Source organism: Telluria antibiotica, assembly GCF_011682055.1.
GTDB lineage: Bacteria > Pseudomonadota > Gammaproteobacteria > Burkholderiales > Burkholderiaceae_D > Telluria > Telluria antibiotica.
This window is the reverse complement of record NZ_JAAQOM010000002.1, coordinates 41,716-58,903: the sequence shown is the minus strand read 5'-3', so window position 1 is coordinate 58,903 and position 17,188 is coordinate 41,716. Positions and strand designations below refer to the sequence as shown.

The following is a 17,188-nucleotide window of genomic DNA, read 5'->3' as shown; positions in this document are numbered from 1 at the left end:
TTGCGCGGCTGTGTTCGCGCTAATTCGGTGACGCGGCAATTTAGGCGAGCTGAACAGCGACGCGCAGCAGATGTGCTGGCGTCGCCAGCCGTCGCGCATCGAGCACCCGTTGCCAGCCCGAGTAATTGATCAAGTAGCGGCTCGCGACACCGCGGAACCGCACCAGCCAGCTCTTGAAGCGGCTGTGCCAGGCATCGACGTTTTGTAGATGGATTGCGCCGCGTGACCGGCCGCCTGGCTTCGTGTTCACTGCCTCGTGCATGATGCCGGCTTGCTCCGCAAAGTGATGGTATGAAAGCGCCGAATCGCTGATCAGAAGGACGTCCGCCGGCAGCACGGGCTTGAGGCAAACATTCAATTGCACCACCGTCACCTGGCCGCGGCCAGTGTGGAAATCGAGCGTCTGCCCGGTGCGGTCGCGTGCCACGAGGAGGCAGTCGAATTCACCGATGATGCCGCGCTTTCCCGCCACGCCGCCGCGCTTCCGCGGCTTACGTGTCATGTTGCGCGAACCCTTCTGTGATTCCAACCGATATGTTTCGTCCGCTTCGACAATGACAGTCAAGGTCGCCGGCCGATCGCGCATCGCGCCTGGAACGAAGCGATGACGCCAGCGAAAACTGGTCGTGCGATGGACGCCGACAATGCGCGCCGCGTCGCGTACCGTACGCGACTCGAGCACGCACTGCAGATACGCCAGCCAACGTTCTTTCTTCCTTAACCTTGCGAGAGGTGTCCCCGTCAGCGCGTTGTAGCTGCGCCCGCAGCCGAGGCAACGAAAACGTTGCAGGCCGCTCGCTTGGCCGCACCGGTGGACGCGAGGACAAGCGCAGCGCGGACACGGGCGACCCCGAGCAGCGTGCTCGATCAGCGCGACGCACTCGTCCGGATGGGCGATTCCCGCAATCCATTCCCGCAGCCGAGCCAGGTCGGGGGCGGACAGATGGGCCGCCGACAACAGGGCAAAGAGCTCGTCGAACGGCACGGCACGCATCGTCACTCCTCATGAGTTAACTCGACGATGCGTATGACTGCTGCGACCCGGTTTCAGTTCACATAACTAACGCGAACACAGCCTTTTGCACCGGTGATTTCCGGTACAATCTTTTGAACGGTCGTGCTTTTCTGGCCGGCATAATAAAAGGAGACAAGATGGACCTGACCTATACCGGCGACGACCTCGCTTTCCGCAACCAGGTACGTGCCTTCCTCGAGGCCGAGCTGCCGGCCGACCTGCGCCACAAGGTGCGCAACCACCTGCGCCTGCACAAGGACGACTATGTGCGCTGGCACCGGATCCTCGCGCGCGAGGGCTGGGCGGCACCCGGCTGGCCGCGCGAATACGGCGGCCCCGGCTGGACACCCGTGCAGCGCCACATCTTCGAGGAAGAATGCGCCCGCGCCGGCACGCCGCCCGTGCTGCCATTCGGCGTGAACATGGTCGCGCCCGTCATCATGGCGTTCGGCAGCCAGGCCCAGAAAGATTACTATTTGCCGCGCATCCTGTCGTGCGAGGACTGGTGGTGCCAGGGCTATTCGGAGCCCGGTGCCGGGTCCGACCTCGCGTCGCTGAAGACGACCGCCGTGCGCGACGGCGATCACTACATCGTCAACGGCCAGAAGACGTGGACGACGCTCGCCCAGCACGCCGACATGATCTTCTGCCTCGTCCGCACGGATCCCGGCGTGCGCAAGCAGGAGGGCATCTCGTTCCTGCTGATCGACATGCACGCGCCCGGCGTCACCGTGCGCCCGATCATCATGCTGGACGAGGACCACGAGGTGAACGAGGTCTTCTTCGACAACGTGCGCGTGCCCGTGGCGAACCTCGTCGGCCAGGAAAACCGCGGCTGGACCTACGCCAAATATCTGCTGGGCCACGAACGCACGGGGATCGCCGCCGTCGGGCGCTCGAAACGCGAACTGGCACGATTGAAGGCGCTCGCGCTGCGCGAGCAAAAGAATGGCGCGCCGCTGCTGGACGACCCGCTGTTCGCGGCGAAGGTCGCGGACCTGGAGATCGAGCTGATGGCGCTGGAGATGACGGTGCTGCGGGTGCTGGCGCAAACGGACAAGGCGCCCGGGCCGGAAGCGTCGGTGCTGAAGGTGCGCGGTACGGAGATTCAGCAACGCCTGTCGGAGCTGATGGTCGAAGCGGCGGGCCCGCTGGCGCTGCCGTTCGACCCGGCCTATCTGGATGGCGAGCGCGAACACAGCATCATCGACGACGACTTCGCCGCGCCGCTGTTGCCGCACTACTTCAATTTCCGCAAGACGTCGATCTACGGCGGGTCGAACGAGATCCAACGCAACATCATCTCCCAGATGATCCTGGGCCTGTGAGGAAAGACATGGACTTCAACTTCAAGGAAGAGCAGCTGCAACTGGCGGACGCGCTCAAGCGCTGGATCGCGCGCGACTACACGTTCGAGGCGCGGCGGGCCATCGTGGGTTCGCCGCCCGGCGTGTCGGATGCCGCCTGGGCCACGCTCGCCGAGCTCGGCCTGACGGCGCTGCCGCTGCCGGAAGCACAGGGCGGCTTCGATGGCGACGCCGTCGACATGTTCGTCGTGATGCAGGAACTCGGCCGCGGCCTCGTGGTCGAACCGTATTTCGCGACCATGTTCGGCGCCGAGTTCCTGCGTCGCGGGCAAGCGCACGACGCGCTGCTCGAACGTGTGGCGGCGGGCGAGCTGAGACTCGCGTGCGCGCTGGGCGAACGCCAGTCCCGCTACGACTTGCGCGACGTCGCCACGCGTGCCGTGCGCGACGGCGACGGGTGGCGCCTGGAGGGCGAAAAGAAGGTCGTGCTGCACGGCGCGCAGGCAGGCGTGCTGATCGTTTCGGCCAGGACGGCCGGCGCCCAGCGCGACGACGACGGTATCTCGCTGTTCGCCGTCCCGGCCGATGCGCCGGGTGTCACGATGCGCGACGTGCGCATGCTCGACGGCCAACGCGCCGCCGACGTGCTGCTGCGCGACGTGCGAGTACGTGCGGACGACGTGATCGGTACGGAGGGGCAGGGCTGGACCATCCTGGAGGCGGCGGCCGACTACGGCGCCGGGCTGCTGTGCGCGGAGGCGGTGGGCGCGATGGATGCGCTGTTCGGCGCCACGCTCGAGTATTTGAAGACGCGCCAGCAGTTCGGTGTCCCGATCGGCAAATTCCAGGCGCTGCAGCACCGCATGGCCGACATGTATGTGCACCTGGAGCAGGCGCGTTCGATGGCGCTGCTGGCCGCCGTGCGCCTCGCGGACGATGCGCGCGGCGGCAGCGCGGCCGAGCGGCGCCGCGCCGTCGCGGCGGCGAAGTACCGCGTGGGGCAGGCCGCGCGCTTCGTCGGGCAGCAGGCGATCCAGCTGCACGGCGGCATGGGCGTGACGGACGAGTTGCCGGCATCGCATTACTTCAAGCGGCTGTCGACGATCGAGCTCACGCTGGGCGATTGCGACCACCACCTGGCCCGCTTCATCGCGCAGCCGGGCTTCGCGACCGAGGAGGCGGCATGAAGGAATACTGGTATTTCGAGGACTTCGAGCCCGGCCAGGACATCGACCTGGGCACGTGCACCGTCACGGAAGACGAGATCCTCGCGTTCGCGCGCCGGTACGACCCCCAGCCGTTCCACGTCGACCCGGACGCGGCCGCCGACTCGATCTTCGGCACCGTCATCGCCAGCGGCTGGCATACGTGCGCCATGATGATGCGCCTCGTCGTCGACGGGCTGCTGGGCAAGTCGTCGAGCATGGGTTCGCCCGGCCTGGACGGCGTCCGCTGGCTCGCGCCCGTGCGCGCGGGCGACACGTTGAACGTGCACTACCGGACGGTGCAGGTGAAGGCGTCCGCGTCGAAGCCGGACCGAGGCGTCGTATGGTCGCAGTGGGTCGCCATCAACCAGCATGGCGCGACGGTGTGCACGGTCGACGGCATGGGCATGTTCGGGCGCCGGCCCGGTCCGGAGGGACGCGATGTCTGACGCATTGCACGAAGTGTGCGGGGTGGCGGCGCTGCAAGCCCTCGTCGGCACGCAGCTCGGTCACTCGCGCTGGTTCGAGGTCGGCCAGGACCGTATCGCCACGTTTGCCGACGCCACCGACGACCACCAGTGGATCCACGTCGACCCCGAACGTGCTGCGCGCGAATCGCCGTTCGGCACAACGGTGGCGCACGGCTTCCTCACGCTGTCGCTGCTGCCGTCGATGCTGGCCGACGTGCTCGTCATGGTCGACGCGAAGCTCGTCGTGAACTATGGCTTGAACAAGGTGCGCTTTCCCGCGCCGGTGCCGGCGGGCAGCCGCGTGCGCGCGGGCATCGTGCTGGTGGCGCTGGAACAGGAAGGCGATGCGAGCCAGCTCACGCTCGAAGTGACGGTGGAACGGGAAGGCGGCTCGAAACCTGTGTGCGTGGCCGAATTCCTCGTGCGCCGCTATGCGTGAATGGCGTAACTGACGGGTGTGCCGTCAGGCGACGCAGTCCATGCCGCCCAAGCGGAAGCGATCGCGGCCCCCGGCCTTGGCCTGGTACAGCAGGGCGTCGGCCACCTGGATCAGGTCGGCCGGCATGCTGTGCTCGCCCGGCACCATGCAGGCGATGCCCATGCTGGCCGTCAGGCGCGGCGACGTCGGCGACGCGGCGTGCGGAATGGCCATGTGTTCGAGCTCGGCCATGAGGCGGTTCGCCACACCGGTCGCCCCGCGGCCGTCCAGCTGCGGCAGCAGGATCGCGAACTCCTCGCCGCCGTAGCGGGCCACGAGGTCTTGCGTGCGCGCGGCGGCCCGGCGCATCGCCGCCGCGAATTGAACGAGCGTCGCGTCGCCGGCCTGGTGGCCGTAGTGGTCGTTGTACAGCTTGAAATGGTCGATGTCGACGAGGATCAGTGCCACGGGCAGGCCGGCGCGGCCGCAGCGGCGCCATTCCGCGTCGACGCGTTCGTCGAACGCGCGGCGGTTCGCGACGCCCGTCAGCGCGTCCGTCAGGATCAGGGCGCGCAGCGCGTCGCGCTGGCGCTTGACGGTGAGCTGGGTACGCACGCGCGCACGCACGACGGCCGCGTTCACGGGCTTGCTGATGAAGTCGGCGGCACCCGCGCCCAGCGCGCGCGTCTCGTCCTCGGGCGATTTCAGCGCCGTCACGAAGATCACCGGGATGTCGCTCGTTTCCGGCGCGGCGAGCAATTCCTTGCAGACGGCGTAACCGTCCATGCCAGGCATGACGGCATCCAGCAGGATCAGGTCGGGCCGCTGCGTGCGGGCGATCTCGAGCGCGCGCGGGCCGTCCATCGCGAACAGCACCTCGTGCTCGTCCTGCAGGGCGCCGTGCAGGATCTGGATGTTTTCCATCGCATCGTCGACCACCAGGATGCGGCCGTTCACGGCCATGTCGGTCAAGCTCATGCATCCTCCTTCGTGCCCAGCAGCGCGCGCACGAGGTGCGCCGCCTGCTCGAAGCGCAGGGTCGCCACCGCCTCGGCGAGCGCCGCCGCCTGGGCGGGTGCGCGGTTGCCGAGGGCGGCGCGCAGCGTCTCGAACTGGGCCATGGCTTTCATGTTGTTATTGTGGAGCAAATCGAGCAGCTGTGCCAACTCGCGCCGGAAGGTTGCGCTATCTTCCGCCGGGACGGCGGGCGGGGCCGTGTCCGGGCCCGGCGTTGCCGCCGCGGCGTCCGGGGCGGGGAGGTCGCGCGCGGCGTCCAGCACGACGGCCAGCGCGGCCTCCAGGCGCGCGAGGCGCAGCGCGAGCGCGGCCGCGTCCTCGCTGCGCAGCGCCTGTTCCAGTTCCAGCGCCTGGCCGGCAACGTCCGTCGCCCCCAGGTTGGCCGCGACGCCGCGCAGGCGGTGCACGGCCTGGCCGGCGCCGGTGCGGTCGCCCGCGTCGAGCAGGCCCCGGATCTCGGCCACGGCGCCGCCCTGCGACTGTTCGAACCGTTTGAACAGGGCGGCAAAGCTGGCGAAATTGCCGCCGAAGCGGGGCAGCGTCGTCTTCAGGTCGATCCCCGGGATGCGCGCGGGGATGGCGACGGCTGCGGTGGGTCGAGGGTGCTCCGCTTCGCCCGGCGTCGAGGCCGCGCGGCCCGTCACGCGGCGCAGCATGTCCACCAGTTCGTCCACGTCGATCGGTTTCGCCAGGTAGTCGTTCATGCCGGCGGCCAGCGCGCGGCGGCGGTCCTCGTCGAGTGCGTTGGCCGTCATCGCGATGACGGGCAGCCGGTCCTGGCCCAGCGCGCGGATGGCGCGCGTCGCCTCGAAGCCGTCCATCACGGGCATCTGCAAGTCCATCAGCACGGCGTCGTACTGGGCGGCGCCTTCGGCCAGCATGCTGACGGCGATACGGCCGTTCGCGGCGAAGTCCACGCTGGCGCCCGCGTGCACGAGCACGTAGTTCGCCACTTCCTGGTTGAGAAGATTGTCCTCGACGACGAGCACGCGCATGCCCGCGAGGCGCCCGCTCAGCGGGGCCGGCCGCGCCGGCGCCGGGGCCGGCGCGCCGCTCTGCAATTCGGCCAGTGCGTCGGCCAGTGCGCCCGGTGTGAACGGCTTCGCGAGGACGGCGTCGATGCGCAGGTCCGTCGCGAGGGCGTCGAGGCGTTCGCGTTCCGGGTCGGCCGCGAGCAAGGCCAAGCGGGGCAGGGCGATCGCGTGGTCGGCCCCGGCCAGCGCGATCACGGACGCGCCGTCGAGATCCCCGAGGACGCTGTCGATGAAGGCGAGGTCGAACGGCCCGGCGTCGCGCAGCAGCGCGAGCGTGTCGGCCCCGCTTGCGGCAGTCTCGACGTGCCAGCCGCGCCCGCGCAGCGCCTGCGCGAGGGCTGCGCGGCTGCTCGCGTTGTCGTCGGCAACGAGGATGCGCAGCGGGACGTGCTGCGGCAGCGACTCCGCGGCCGGCGCGGGCGCGGCACCCGGCGCGATGCCGAACGGCGCAGCGAAGCGGAACGTGGCGCCGCGGTCCGGCACGCTGTCGACGCACAGGTCGCCGCCCATCAGCCGGGCGAGGCGCCGGCTGATCGCGAGACCCAGCCCCGTGCCGCCGTACTTGCGGCTCGTCGAACTGTCGGCCTGCGAGAACGCCTCGAACATGCGCTGTTGCTGTTCCGGCGGGATGCCGATGCCGGTATCGCGCACGGTGAAGGCAAGCGAGACGCTGTCGCCGCCGCGCTCCGCCACGTCGATCGCCAGCACGACCTCGCCCCGCTCCGTGAACTTGATCGCATTGCTGACGAGGTTCAGCAGCACCTGGCCGAGGCGCATCGGATCGCCGACGAGGCGCGCCGGCACGTCCGGGTGCACGGCGAACACGGGCTCGATGCCCTTGTTCCAGGCGCTCGTGGCCGACATCGCGGCGATGCTGGCCAGGACGTCGTCCAGCGCGAACGGCGTCTGCTCGAGCACGAGCTGCCCGGCCTCGACCTTCGAATAATCGAGCAGGTCGTTCAGCATCGACAGCAGCGAGCGCGCGGCCATCTGCATGCGCGACACGTAGCCCCGCTCGCGCCGCCCCAGGTCGGCCTCCTCGAGCAGGCGGGCAAGGCCGATGATCGCGTTCATCGGCGTGCGGATTTCGTGGCTCATATTGGCGAGGAATTCGCCCTTCGCGCTGCTGGCCGCTTCCGCCGCGCGCAGCGCATCCTCCAGGCGCGACTGCGTGCGCTTGAGTTCCGTGATGTCGGCGTGCAGCATGTAGAAGCCCTGCACGCGGCCTTCGGCATCGACGTCGGGGATGTAGCTGCCCCACGCCTGGATCAGCTTGCCGGACCGCTTGCGGTACAGGCGCCGCTCGAAGAACTGGCGCTCGCCGCGCAGCACGGCGTCGAGGTGCGGACGGACCTCGTCGATCTGCTCCTCGTCCACGATTTCCTCCATCGGGTGGCCGATCACGTCGGCGGCATCGCGTCCGAGCCAGTCGAGATAGGGCTTGTTGGCGAAGCGGCAGTGCAGGTCTGCGTCCCAGTAGCCGACGAGCGCGGGCAGGTGGTCGGTCACCGTGCGGATCATGCGTTCGCTTTCTTCCAGCCGGCGGCTGGCGGCGCGCAGGGCGGCGGCCGTTTCCTCGCGCGCCGTGATGTCGCGGATGGTGCCCTGCACGATACCGCGTCCGCCGATGTCGACGCTGTTGAGCAGCACGTCGGCGTGAAACTCGCTGCCGTCGCGGCGGCGGTAGATCCACTCGAAGCGGCAACCGCCCGTGTCCAGCGCCCGCCGCATCGCTTCAATCCACAGTTCGTCGGAACGGCGTCCGTTCGGCTGGAATTCGGGCGAGCTGCTTGCGGGCGCCATCGTGAGAAAGTCCTCGACGCTGGCGCAGCCGAACAGGTCGACGGCGGCCTGGTTGGCGCTGAGGAAGCCCGCGCCATAAGCGATCAGCACGTGGGCGTCGCCCGATCCTTCGAACAAGGTGCGGAACAGCTCCTCGTTGTCGCGGTTGCGCTGTTCCTGGCGCTTGCGCTCCGTGATGTCGAGGATGACGGCGTTGATGCCGACGAGTTCCCGGTCCGGCCCGTACACGGGGTAGTAGCTGCATATCCAGTGGCGCATCACGCCCGGCGCGGCCGGGATGTCGCCGCTGTCCTCCACGTCGATCAGCGGCCGCCCCGTCACCAGCACCTGGCGGTACGGCCTCTCGATGCGGGTGCCCAGGTCGCCCAGCAGTTCGGGCAACGTGTGGCCGATGTGCGCGCTGGCCGGCAGGGCATTCACGGCCGCGAGGTAGTCGTTGATCATCACGATCCTGAGGCTGCGGTCGAGGAACGCGAGGCCGACGGGGGCCGTCGCGTACACGGTGGCCAGCATCGCGGAGGAGCGCTGCAGCTCGTTGGTGCGTTCCGCAACGAGCGACTCGAGGCCGGCGCGATACTGCTGCAGCTCGCCCTCGACCTTGCCGAGCGCGCGCGCGACGGTCGCCGCCTCGCGGATTTCCAGCGGCGGGATGACGAGCGCCTCGCCGCGTCCGAGGGCGGCCGCAGGCTCGGTCAGCGCGCGGACCGAACGCGCGATCGCGTCGCCGATACGCCACGCGAGGCCCAGGCTGATGGCCAGCATGAGGGCGATCCATGCGAGTGTCGTGGCGGGATCGGGGCCGAGGATCTCGCGCGCCGCGTGGCGCGGGAAGCCGATCGTGACGGCCCAGTCGTGCCCTTGCATGCGCGCGTAGGCGGCGTACATCGCCTCGGGGCCGTGCGCAGCCAGTTCGACGATGCCGACGGGTGTACGGGCCAGCGCCTGCGCCAGTTCCGGTCGCATCGGGTCGCCGATGCCGTGGTGCGTGCGGCCGCGGTAGGCGACCAGGCGCCGGTGGTTGTCGTAGACGAGGGCGTTCCAGTGCGGCGGCAGGTTCTGGTCGGCCAGGAGGTCCGTCAGGCGGCGCGGCCGCAATTCGACGGTCAGCGCATACGCCACCTTCCCCTCCCGCCAGACCGGGACGGAGATCGAGATCACCCACGGTTGCGTGCCATCGCCGCGGTGCAGGCCCGACGTGACGGCGTCGCCCGTCGCGAACACGGTGCGCACGTCGGCCTCGTTGCCGTGCGCGGGGAGTTCGCTGCCGAACGCGTGGCGCGTATCGAGCAGCGTGGCGCCGTCGGCCCCGCTGACGGCGACGGCGTAGGCGGGGAACTCCGGGCGCAGCAGCCTGCGCGCGGCCGCGTGGAACGATGCCAGGTCGCCGTGCACGAGATTCGCCTGGTTCGCCATCGTGCGCGCGGCCGTTTCGCCATTCGCGAGGTCGCGGTCGACGGCGGCGGCGAGCGCGCGCGCGATCATCTCGGCATCCTCGGCGATGTGGGCGCGCTCGCGCTTGTCAGCGTCGGTCGCGAAGACGAGGTAGCCGATGAGGATCGGCAGCGCGCACGCCAGCACGAGCGTCACGAGCTTGGCCCGTATGGAAGGTAGCGAACGACGTTGTAACAACTGCACTGCAAGCTCCGCGATCGGTGCGCAGCCCAAGCGGCGCCAGGAAACATGGTAGCCCAGCAACCGCGCACGGCAAAGCACCACCATTCGGGGTCAGAGCACAGTATTGCTGCTTCGACATTCATAAGTCTCTGTTTTATTGAAGATTTAACGCGGCCGTCGACCAAAACGCGTGCTCTGACCCCGAATTGGCAACATTGCTTATGGTTTAGCCATGCCGAATCGTCGTGCAGTCGCGCCGCGGACACGTTTTTCCATACGTAAAGTCATTCTCTAGGTTAATTTTTCGTTCCACTGGCATACAATGCAGGACTAGTCCTACGTTGATCGAAGAGGTGGTATGGCGCGGCCCGAAAAAGTCCGACTTGGCGAAATCCTGGTGCAACAGAAGCTGCTGTCCGAGGACCAGCTGAACCAGGCACTGGCCGACCAGAAACGCACCGGCCGCAAGCTGGGCCGCGTGTTCGTCGAAAGCGGTTTCGTCACCGAGGAGCAGATCTCCGGCGCGCTCGCGCGCCAGCTCGGCATCCCGTACCTCAACCTCAAGTTCTACAACATCAACCAGGACGTCGTGCGCCTGCTGCCGGAAACGCAGGCCCGCCGTTTCCGCGCGCTCGTGCTGGAAGACCGCGGCGAGACGGTGCTCGTCGGCGTGTCCGACCCGACCGACCTGTTTGCCTACGACGAGATCGCGCGCCTGCTGAAGAAGAGCATCGAACTCGCGGTCGTCAACGAGACGGAAGTGCTGCAGGCCATCGACCGCATCTACCGCCGCACGGGCGAGATCACGGGCCTCGCGCGCGAGCTCGAACAGGACCTGGGCGACACGACGTCGGTCGACTTCAACGCGCTGTCCGCGAATTCCGGCCTCGAAGAAGCGCCGGTCGTGAAGCTCTTGCAATCGGTGTTCGACGACGCGGCGCAAGTGCGCGCGTCCGACATCCACATCGAACCGCAGGACGGCCGCCTGCAGATCCGCTTCCGCATCGACGGCGTGCTGCACCTGCAGACGGAAGCCGACATCAAGATCGCCACGCCGCTGGCGCTGCGCCTGAAGCTGATGGCGGACCTCGACATCTCGGAAAAGCGCCTGCCGCAGGACGGCCGCTTCGCCGTCAAGGTGCGCAACCAGCGCATCGACGTCCGTATCTCGACGATGCCCACGCAGTATGGCGAGTCAGTCGTCATGCGTCTGCTGAGCCAGGTCGGCACGACGCTGCGGCTCGACGCGATCGGCATGCCGGCCGCGCTGGTGGAACGCTTCCGCGCGATCGTCCAGCGCCCGAACGGCCTGGTGCTCGTGACGGGCCCCACGGGTTCCGGCAAGACGACGACGTTGTACAGCGCGCTCGCGGAGCTGAACTCCGTCGAGAAGAAGCTCATCACGGTCGAGGACCCGATCGAATACCGCCTTCCCGGCATCAACCAGGTGCAGGTCAACGACAAGATCGAGCTGAATTTCGCGCGCGTGCTGCGCTCGGCGCTGCGCCAGGACCCGGACATCGTGCTCGTCGGCGAGATGCGCGACCAGGAGACGGCGCAGATCGGCCTGCGCGCCGCCATGACGGGTCACTTGGTGTTGTCGACCTTGCACACGAACGACGCGGCATCGACCCCGCTGCGCCTGATGGACATGGGCGTGCCGCGCTACATGGTGAGCGGTTCGCTGCAGGCCGTGCTGGCGCAGCGTCTCGTGCGCATGATCTGCGAAAGCTGCTCGGAACCGTACCCGCTCCCGGCGCCGGAACGTGCCTGGCTGCGCGCGGAACTGGGCGACCGCGCCGAGACGGTGCCGTTCTTCCACGGGCGCGGCTGCTCGCACTGCAACGGCACCGGCTATCGCGGCCGTACCGGCGTGTACGAACTGCTGGAGATGACGCGTGCCGTCCACGAGGCGGTGAACCACCCGGACCCTTCGCACTTCCTGAAAGTGGCGCATGCCGAGATGCGCGGCGAGACGCTGCGCCGCGGCGGCGTGCGCCTCGCGATCCAGGGCCGCACGACGGTGTCGGAAGCCATGCGCATCAGTAACCAGATGGAAGACTGATAAGCCGCCATGCCGTTCTTTGCTTACAAAGGCCGCAACGCGCGCGGCGAATTGATGCAAGGCGTGCTCGAAGCCGCCGACAGCGGCGCGTGCGCCGACCAGTTGTTCGGCACGGGCGTCACGCCGCTCGACATCACGCCGACGACGCGCAAGGCGACGACGGGCGGCAGCGCCGCGGGCGCCGGCGACAGCCTGTGGGAGCGCATCACGCGCAAGAAGGTCACGTCGATCGACGTGCAACTGTTCAGCCGCCAGATCCACACCTTGCTGAAATCCGGCGTGCCCATCATGCGCGGCCTGGCCGGGCTGCAGGAGTCCGCGACGAACAAGAGCTTCGCGCTCGTGATCCAGGACTTGCGCGAATCGCTGGACTCGGGCCGCGAACTGTCCACGGCGATGCGCCGCCACACGGAATGCTTCACGCCGTTCTACCTGTCGATGGTGCGCGTGGGCGAAATGACGGGCCGCCTGGAAGACGTGTTCCTGCGCCTGTTCGACCACCTCGAATTCGACCGCGACATGCGCGAGCGCGTGAAGACCGCGATGCGCTACCCGACGTTCGTGATCATCGCGATGGTGGCGGCGATGGTCGTCGTGAACATGTTCGTGATCCCGCAGTTCGAGAAGGTTTTCAAGAGCTTCCACGCCGAGCTGCCGCTGATGACGCGCATCCTGATCGCGACGTCGCGCTTCACGGTCGACTACTGGCCGCTGATGGCCGGCGTCGCCGGGGCCGCGTTCTTCGGCGTGCGCGCGTGGGCGCGCACGGACGCGGGGCGCCTGACGTGGGACCGCTGGAAGCTGCGCTTTCCCATCGCCGGCAAGATCATCCACAAGGCCACGATGGCCCGCTTCGCGCGCAGCTTTGCGCTGTCGATCCGCAGCGGCGTGCCGATCGTGCAAGCGCTGACGGTCGTCGCGCAGACGGCGGACAATGCCTACCTGACCACGCGCCTCGAGCAGATGCGCGACGGTGTCGAGCGCGGCGAAAGCATCCTGCGCACGGCGACGAACGCCGACGTGTTCACGCCCATCGTGCTGCAGATGATCGCGGTGGGCGAGGAATCGGGCTCGCTCGACGACCTGATGGACGAGATCGCGCAGATGTACGAGCGCGAAGTCGACTACGAACTCAAGACGCTCTCCAGCCAGATCGAACCGATCCTCATCACCTTCCTGGGTGCGATGGTGCTCGTGCTGGCGCTGGGCATCTTCCTGCCGATCTGGGACCTGGGCAAGGCGGCCCTGCACCACTGATGGAGACGACCATGGCACGCTTCGGAACCGGTCGCGCGCGCGGCTTCACGCTGTACGAGTTCGCGATCGTCGTCATCATCACGGCGGTCCTGTCCACCGTACTGCTGCACCGCCTGGACGGCTACCGCCGCGCGGCCGAAGAGGTGGCGGCGCGGCAGACCGTGGCCGCGCTGCGCGTGGCGTTGCAGGTCGAGGCGCAGCGCCATCCCGACACGCTGGCCACGCTCGCGCAGCAGAATCCGATGCACCTGCTGGCCCGGCCGCCGGCCGATTATCTTGGCGAATTCGCACTGTCCGAGGCGCGGCGCGTGGCACAAAACGGCTGGGTGTTTGACCCACGCGACAAAACCCTTGTCTATCTCACCTCAGAACGAGAAAGATTTGCTTCAGGTAAATCGGAATTGCCCAGGTTCAAGGTAGAATTGACTCGAAATCCTGCTGACGCAGGGAAACACCTGATGAGCCTTGCCTTGAACGAAGTCGGTGCACAAGGCGGTCGTAAATAACATAACCCACGCGGCAGGGACGCCGCACCTTACTCGGAGAGAGCATGAAAGTGAGCATCAAGAACAATGCGCAAGGCGGCTTCACCTTGATCGAATTGATCGTCGTGATCGTGATCCTGGGCATCCTGGCGGCGACGGCATTGCCGAAGTTTGCCAGCATGGCCGGTGACGCCCGCTGGGCCAGCGTGAATGCGGCCCGCGGCGCGTTGAGCTCGACGGCCGCGATGGCCCACGCGAAGTTCTTAGTGGACCCGGCCGTCGCCAGCGCCGGCAAGCTCACCGTCGAGAACGTCACGATGACCTTGACGAACGGCTATCCGGCTGCCGATGGCTACGTCGCGGCCGCTGCCGGTCTGACGGATGGGGTCGACTACAAGGTCTACACGAAGCACGTTAATCCCAACGATCCGCCGGTCGGCACGAACGCGATCTCGCTGGTCCCGATCAGCATCGACGGTACGGCCACCGCAACGACCTGCTATGTGAGCTACGACGCGTCCACGTCGCCGCCGACGGTGACGGCAAACGGCAACGCGACCAAGTGCAACTGATTTCGTCGTAGACGTTGTTCGATCGGGACCGCGAGCGGTCCCGATTGTCGTTTACGCCGCAAGATTTGGTAAATGCGGCGTATTGACCACACCCCCTTAGTAGTGCCGCACGGAAAACCGGAAATATTCTCTCCAAGTAAAATTTTGGTATCGGATTTTCCGAGCACTTGAATATAATCAAGCCTCTAGCTCACTTATCTCGACACCGTCACGGATCGCCACCGCCACGCATGGGTTTTTTCAGTAAAGCACAGAACAACGCAGCCTGGCTGGCCCTGGTGCCGCAGCGCGACGGGATCGCTGCGGCCAGCGTGCGCCGTGGCGCCGACGCGGGCGCCAAGCCGGCCGTGACGCACGCCGTCTTCTTTCCCGGCACCGCGTCCGCCGACGTTGTCGAGAAGGCCGGCAAGGAACTGCACAGCGCGAACTACCGCTGCACGACGGTGCTGGCTGGCGGCGACTACCAATTCATGTCCGTCGAAGCGCCGAACGTGCCGCGCGACGAGCTCAAGGCCGCCATGCGCTGGCGCCTGAAGGACGTCCTCGACTTCCCGATCGACGAGGCCACCTTCGACGTCCTCGACATCCCCCTCGACCCGAACGCCGTCGCGCGTCCGCAGCAGAGCGTGTTCGCGATCGCCGCGCGCAACGCCGTCGTGGCGGCGCGCCAGAAGCTGTTCAACGACGCGAAGGTCAAGCTGCGCGTGATCGACATCCCCGAGATGGCCCAGCGTAACGTGTCGGCACTGCTGGAGCAGGATGGCCGCGGCGTCGCCGTGCTGGCGTTCGGCGAGGACGGCGGCCTGTTGACGGTGTCGTGGCGCGGCGAGCTGTACCTGTCGCGCCGCATCGACGTCACCCTGGCGCAGATCCTCGACGCGGACCACGACCGCAAGCACCAGAGCTTCGACAAGATCACGCTGGAACTGCAGCGCTCCCTCGACAACTTCGAGCGCCAGTTCTCGTTCATCAGCGTCGCCAAGCTCGTGCTGGCGCCGACCGGCGCGACGGGCCTGGAAGAATACTTGTCGAGCAACCTGTACACGCGCGTCGAGACGCTCGACCTGGCCGCGTTGTTCGACCTCGAACGCGTACCCGACCTCGCGGACCCGGCACGCCAGCAGCGCTTCTTCGTGCCGATCGGCGCGGCGCTGCGCATGGAGGAGGGCGCGGCATGAGCCAGCAGATCAACCTGTTCAACCCGCAGTTCCAGCCGCAGAAGAAGCTCTTCACGGTCAGGGGCATGGCTTGCGTGCTCGGCGTGCTCGTCGTGGGTATCGCCGTGGCCGGCGTGTTCGCCAAGGTGCGCGTCGCGCGCCTCGAGACGGAAGTCGCGCAGGGCGAAGCGAGCGTGCAGAAGGCACAAAAACGGCTGGAAGTCGCGACCGCCGAATTCGCGCCGCGCACGAAGGACGCCCGCCTGGAAGCGGAGCTGGCCGAAGCGCAGAGCGAGCGCGACGCACTGCGCCGCGTGGCCGACGTGATCCAGCGCGGTGACCTCGGTAACACGCAGGGCTATGCCGAATACTTCCGTGCGCTGGCGCGCCAGGGCGTCGACGGCCTGTGGCTGACGGGCGTCTCCATCACCGGCGCCGGCATGGACATCGGCGTGCGCGGCCGCGCGCTCGACGCCGCGCTCGTGCCGGGCTATCTCGCGCGCCTGCGCAATGAACGCATCCTGCAGGGCAAGCCCGTCGGCAGCATGCAGATCGGCCAGGCCGCCGCCGTCAAGGTGCGCGGCGCCGACGGCAAGGACGCGGACGCGCCCGCGCCGTACGTCGAATTCAGCCTGCAGTCGGCCGCCGCGGCGGCGGCCGCGCCGGGCGCGGGAGGCCAGCAATGAAGCGGCAATGGCTCCGGTTCGTGGCGCGCGTGGAAGCGCTGCAGCCGCGCGAACGCTTCATGGCCTTCGGCGCAGTCGTCGTCGTGCTCGTGTACCTCGCGGGCGCCGTCGTGTTCGGCCCGTTGGCGCGCAAGGAGGCGGCGCTGCGCTCGACCCTGCAGCAGCAGGTGGTCACGCTCGACGGCATCGAGGCCGACATCGCGGCCAAGGCCCGCGCCTATGCCAACGATCCGAACGACGCGCTGCGCAAGCGCCTGGGTGAGCTGCGCGCCGAGACCGCGCGCACGAGCGAGGAATTGCGCACGATGCAGAAAGGGCTCGTGCCGGCCGACCGTATCGCGCCGCTGCTGGAAACGATCCTGCGCGCGAACGGCCGTTTGAAACTCGTCTCGCTGAAGACGCTGCCCGCGACGACGCTGACGGATGCCGGCGCACCGGCGACACCCGCGACCGCACCGGCGACGCCCGCACCGGCGGCCGCGACGCCGCCGCTCGTCGTGAAAGCGCCGGATCTGCTGTACCGCCACGGCGTCGAGCTGACCCTGCGCGGCAGCTACCTTGACATGGTCGACTACATGCATGCGCTGGAAACGCTGCCTACCCAGCTGTTCTGGGGCAAGGCGCAGCTGGATGCGGAAGACTACCCGAACGTGCGCCTCACCTTGACCCTGTACACCCTGAGCCTGGACCCGAAATGGATGAAGCTGTGATCACGACGACCACCCGCCGCGCCGTCGGCGCCGCGTTGTTTGCCTTCCTGCTGTGCGGCGCCGCCGGCGCGCAGGGCCTGCAGGATCCGACGAAGCCGCCCGCGGCAGCGGCGCCCGTGGCGGCAGGCCCCATCGCCGCGAGCGCCGGGCCGCAGCTGCAGTCGATCCTGATCGCGCGCGAGGCCGGCGGGCGCCACGTGGCCGTCATCGACGGCGAGACCGTGCGCCTGGGCGAGCGCTTCCACGGCGCGAAAGTCGCGCGCATCGGCGAGAACGAGGTCGAACTGGTGCGCGGCACCGAGCGCCAGGTGCTGCGCCTGTACGCGGACGCCGACGGCGTCCTTGGCGGCCGTACCGCGCGGCGCTGACAAAG

The 17,188-nt window shown here is 68.0% G+C and carries 15 protein-coding genes; 12 read left to right on the top strand and 3 right to left on the bottom strand.

Features of this window, described 5'->3' with window-relative positions; genetic code table 11:
* Positions 1-40 precede the first annotated feature (40 nt).
* Positions 41-994, bottom strand: coding sequence for an IS1595 family transposase (locus HAV22_RS03240; RefSeq protein ID WP_166856498.1), 954 nt, complete (start codon positions 992-994; stop codon positions 41-43).
* A 158-nt stretch (positions 995-1,152) separates the two neighbouring features.
* Here HAV22_RS03240 and HAV22_RS03235 point away from each other — a divergent pair, with 158 nt between their 5' ends.
* Genes HAV22_RS03235 through HAV22_RS03220 form a run of 4 tightly spaced genes read left to right on the top strand, consistent with a single transcriptional unit; the run spans position 1,153 to position 4,436 of the window.
* Positions 1,153-2,343: an acyl-CoA dehydrogenase family protein gene (locus HAV22_RS03235; RefSeq protein WP_166856496.1), complete on the top strand. Its 1,191-nt coding sequence runs from the start codon at positions 1,153-1,155 to the stop codon at positions 2,341-2,343.
* An 8-nt stretch (positions 2,344-2,351) separates the two neighbouring features.
* Positions 2,352-3,509, top strand: a complete 1,158-nt coding sequence (locus HAV22_RS03230; protein WP_166856494.1) for an acyl-CoA dehydrogenase family protein — start codon at positions 2,352-2,354, stop codon at positions 3,507-3,509.
* Positions 3,506-3,976: a MaoC family dehydratase gene (locus tag HAV22_RS03225; protein WP_166856492.1), complete on the top strand. Its 471-nt coding sequence runs from the start codon at positions 3,506-3,508 to the stop codon at positions 3,974-3,976. Before HAV22_RS03230 ends, HAV22_RS03225 begins: the two co-directional genes overlap by 4 nt.
* Complete coding sequence (locus HAV22_RS03220) at positions 3,969-4,436, top strand: MaoC family dehydratase (RefSeq protein WP_166856490.1); 468 nt, start codon at positions 3,969-3,971, stop codon at positions 4,434-4,436. The genes HAV22_RS03225 and HAV22_RS03220 overlap by 8 nt, the downstream gene beginning before the upstream one ends.
* 24 nt (positions 4,437-4,460) lie before the next feature.
* Here HAV22_RS03220 and HAV22_RS03215 read toward each other — a convergent pair whose 3' ends face one another.
* Both HAV22_RS03215 and HAV22_RS03210 read right to left on the bottom strand, forming a co-directional pair.
* Positions 4,461-5,393, bottom strand: coding sequence for a diguanylate cyclase domain-containing protein (locus HAV22_RS03215; RefSeq protein ID WP_166856488.1), 933 nt, complete (start codon positions 5,391-5,393; stop codon positions 4,461-4,463).
* On the bottom strand, positions 5,390-9,904 hold the full coding sequence (locus tag HAV22_RS03210; RefSeq protein ID WP_371869518.1) for a PAS domain-containing protein: 4,515 nt from the start codon (positions 9,902-9,904) through the stop codon (positions 5,390-5,392). The genes HAV22_RS03215 and HAV22_RS03210 overlap by 4 nt, the downstream gene beginning before the upstream one ends.
* 337 nt (positions 9,905-10,241) lie before the next feature.
* On the opposite strand from HAV22_RS03210, the gene HAV22_RS03205 reads away from it, so the two are divergent.
* The 8 genes from HAV22_RS03205 to HAV22_RS03170 all read left to right on the top strand — a co-directional run bounded on the left by HAV22_RS03205 (position 10,242) and on the right by HAV22_RS03170 (position 17,183).
* Entirely contained in the window at positions 10,242-11,948 is a 1,707-nt protein-coding gene (locus HAV22_RS03205) for a GspE/PulE family protein (protein WP_166856484.1), read from the top strand.
* A 9-nt stretch (positions 11,949-11,957) separates the two neighbouring features.
* The gene (locus HAV22_RS03200; protein WP_166856482.1) at positions 11,958-13,205 is read left to right on the top strand and encodes a type II secretion system F family protein; all 1,248 of its coding nucleotides are present in this window, start codon (positions 11,958-11,960) and stop codon (positions 13,203-13,205) included.
* Positions 13,206-13,216: 11 nt separating this feature from the next.
* Positions 13,217-13,711: a type IV pilin protein gene (locus tag HAV22_RS03195; protein WP_166856480.1), complete on the top strand. Its 495-nt coding sequence runs from the start codon at positions 13,217-13,219 to the stop codon at positions 13,709-13,711.
* Between the two features lie 44 nt (positions 13,712-13,755).
* A complete protein-coding gene (locus HAV22_RS31455) occupies positions 13,756-14,262 on the top strand; it encodes a prepilin-type N-terminal cleavage/methylation domain-containing protein (RefSeq protein ID WP_166856478.1) in 507 nt (168 codons plus the stop codon).
* A gap of 230 nt (positions 14,263-14,492) precedes the next feature.
* On the top strand, positions 14,493-15,440 hold the full coding sequence (gene pilM, locus HAV22_RS03185) for a type IV pilus biogenesis protein PilM (RefSeq protein WP_166856477.1): 948 nt from the start codon (positions 14,493-14,495) through the stop codon (positions 15,438-15,440).
* The gene (locus tag HAV22_RS03180; protein ID WP_166856475.1) at positions 15,437-16,105 is read left to right on the top strand and encodes a PilN family protein; all 669 of its coding nucleotides are present in this window, start codon (positions 15,437-15,439) and stop codon (positions 16,103-16,105) included. The genes pilM and HAV22_RS03180 overlap by 4 nt, the downstream gene beginning before the upstream one ends.
* On the top strand, positions 16,102-16,815 hold the full coding sequence (locus HAV22_RS03175; protein WP_166856473.1) for a hypothetical protein: 714 nt from the start codon (positions 16,102-16,104) through the stop codon (positions 16,813-16,815). Before HAV22_RS03180 ends, HAV22_RS03175 begins: the two co-directional genes overlap by 4 nt.
* The gene (locus tag HAV22_RS03170; RefSeq protein WP_166856471.1) at positions 16,800-17,183 is read left to right on the top strand and encodes a hypothetical protein; all 384 of its coding nucleotides are present in this window, start codon (positions 16,800-16,802) and stop codon (positions 17,181-17,183) included. Before HAV22_RS03175 ends, HAV22_RS03170 begins: the two co-directional genes overlap by 16 nt.
* Positions 17,184-17,188 lie beyond the last annotated feature (5 nt).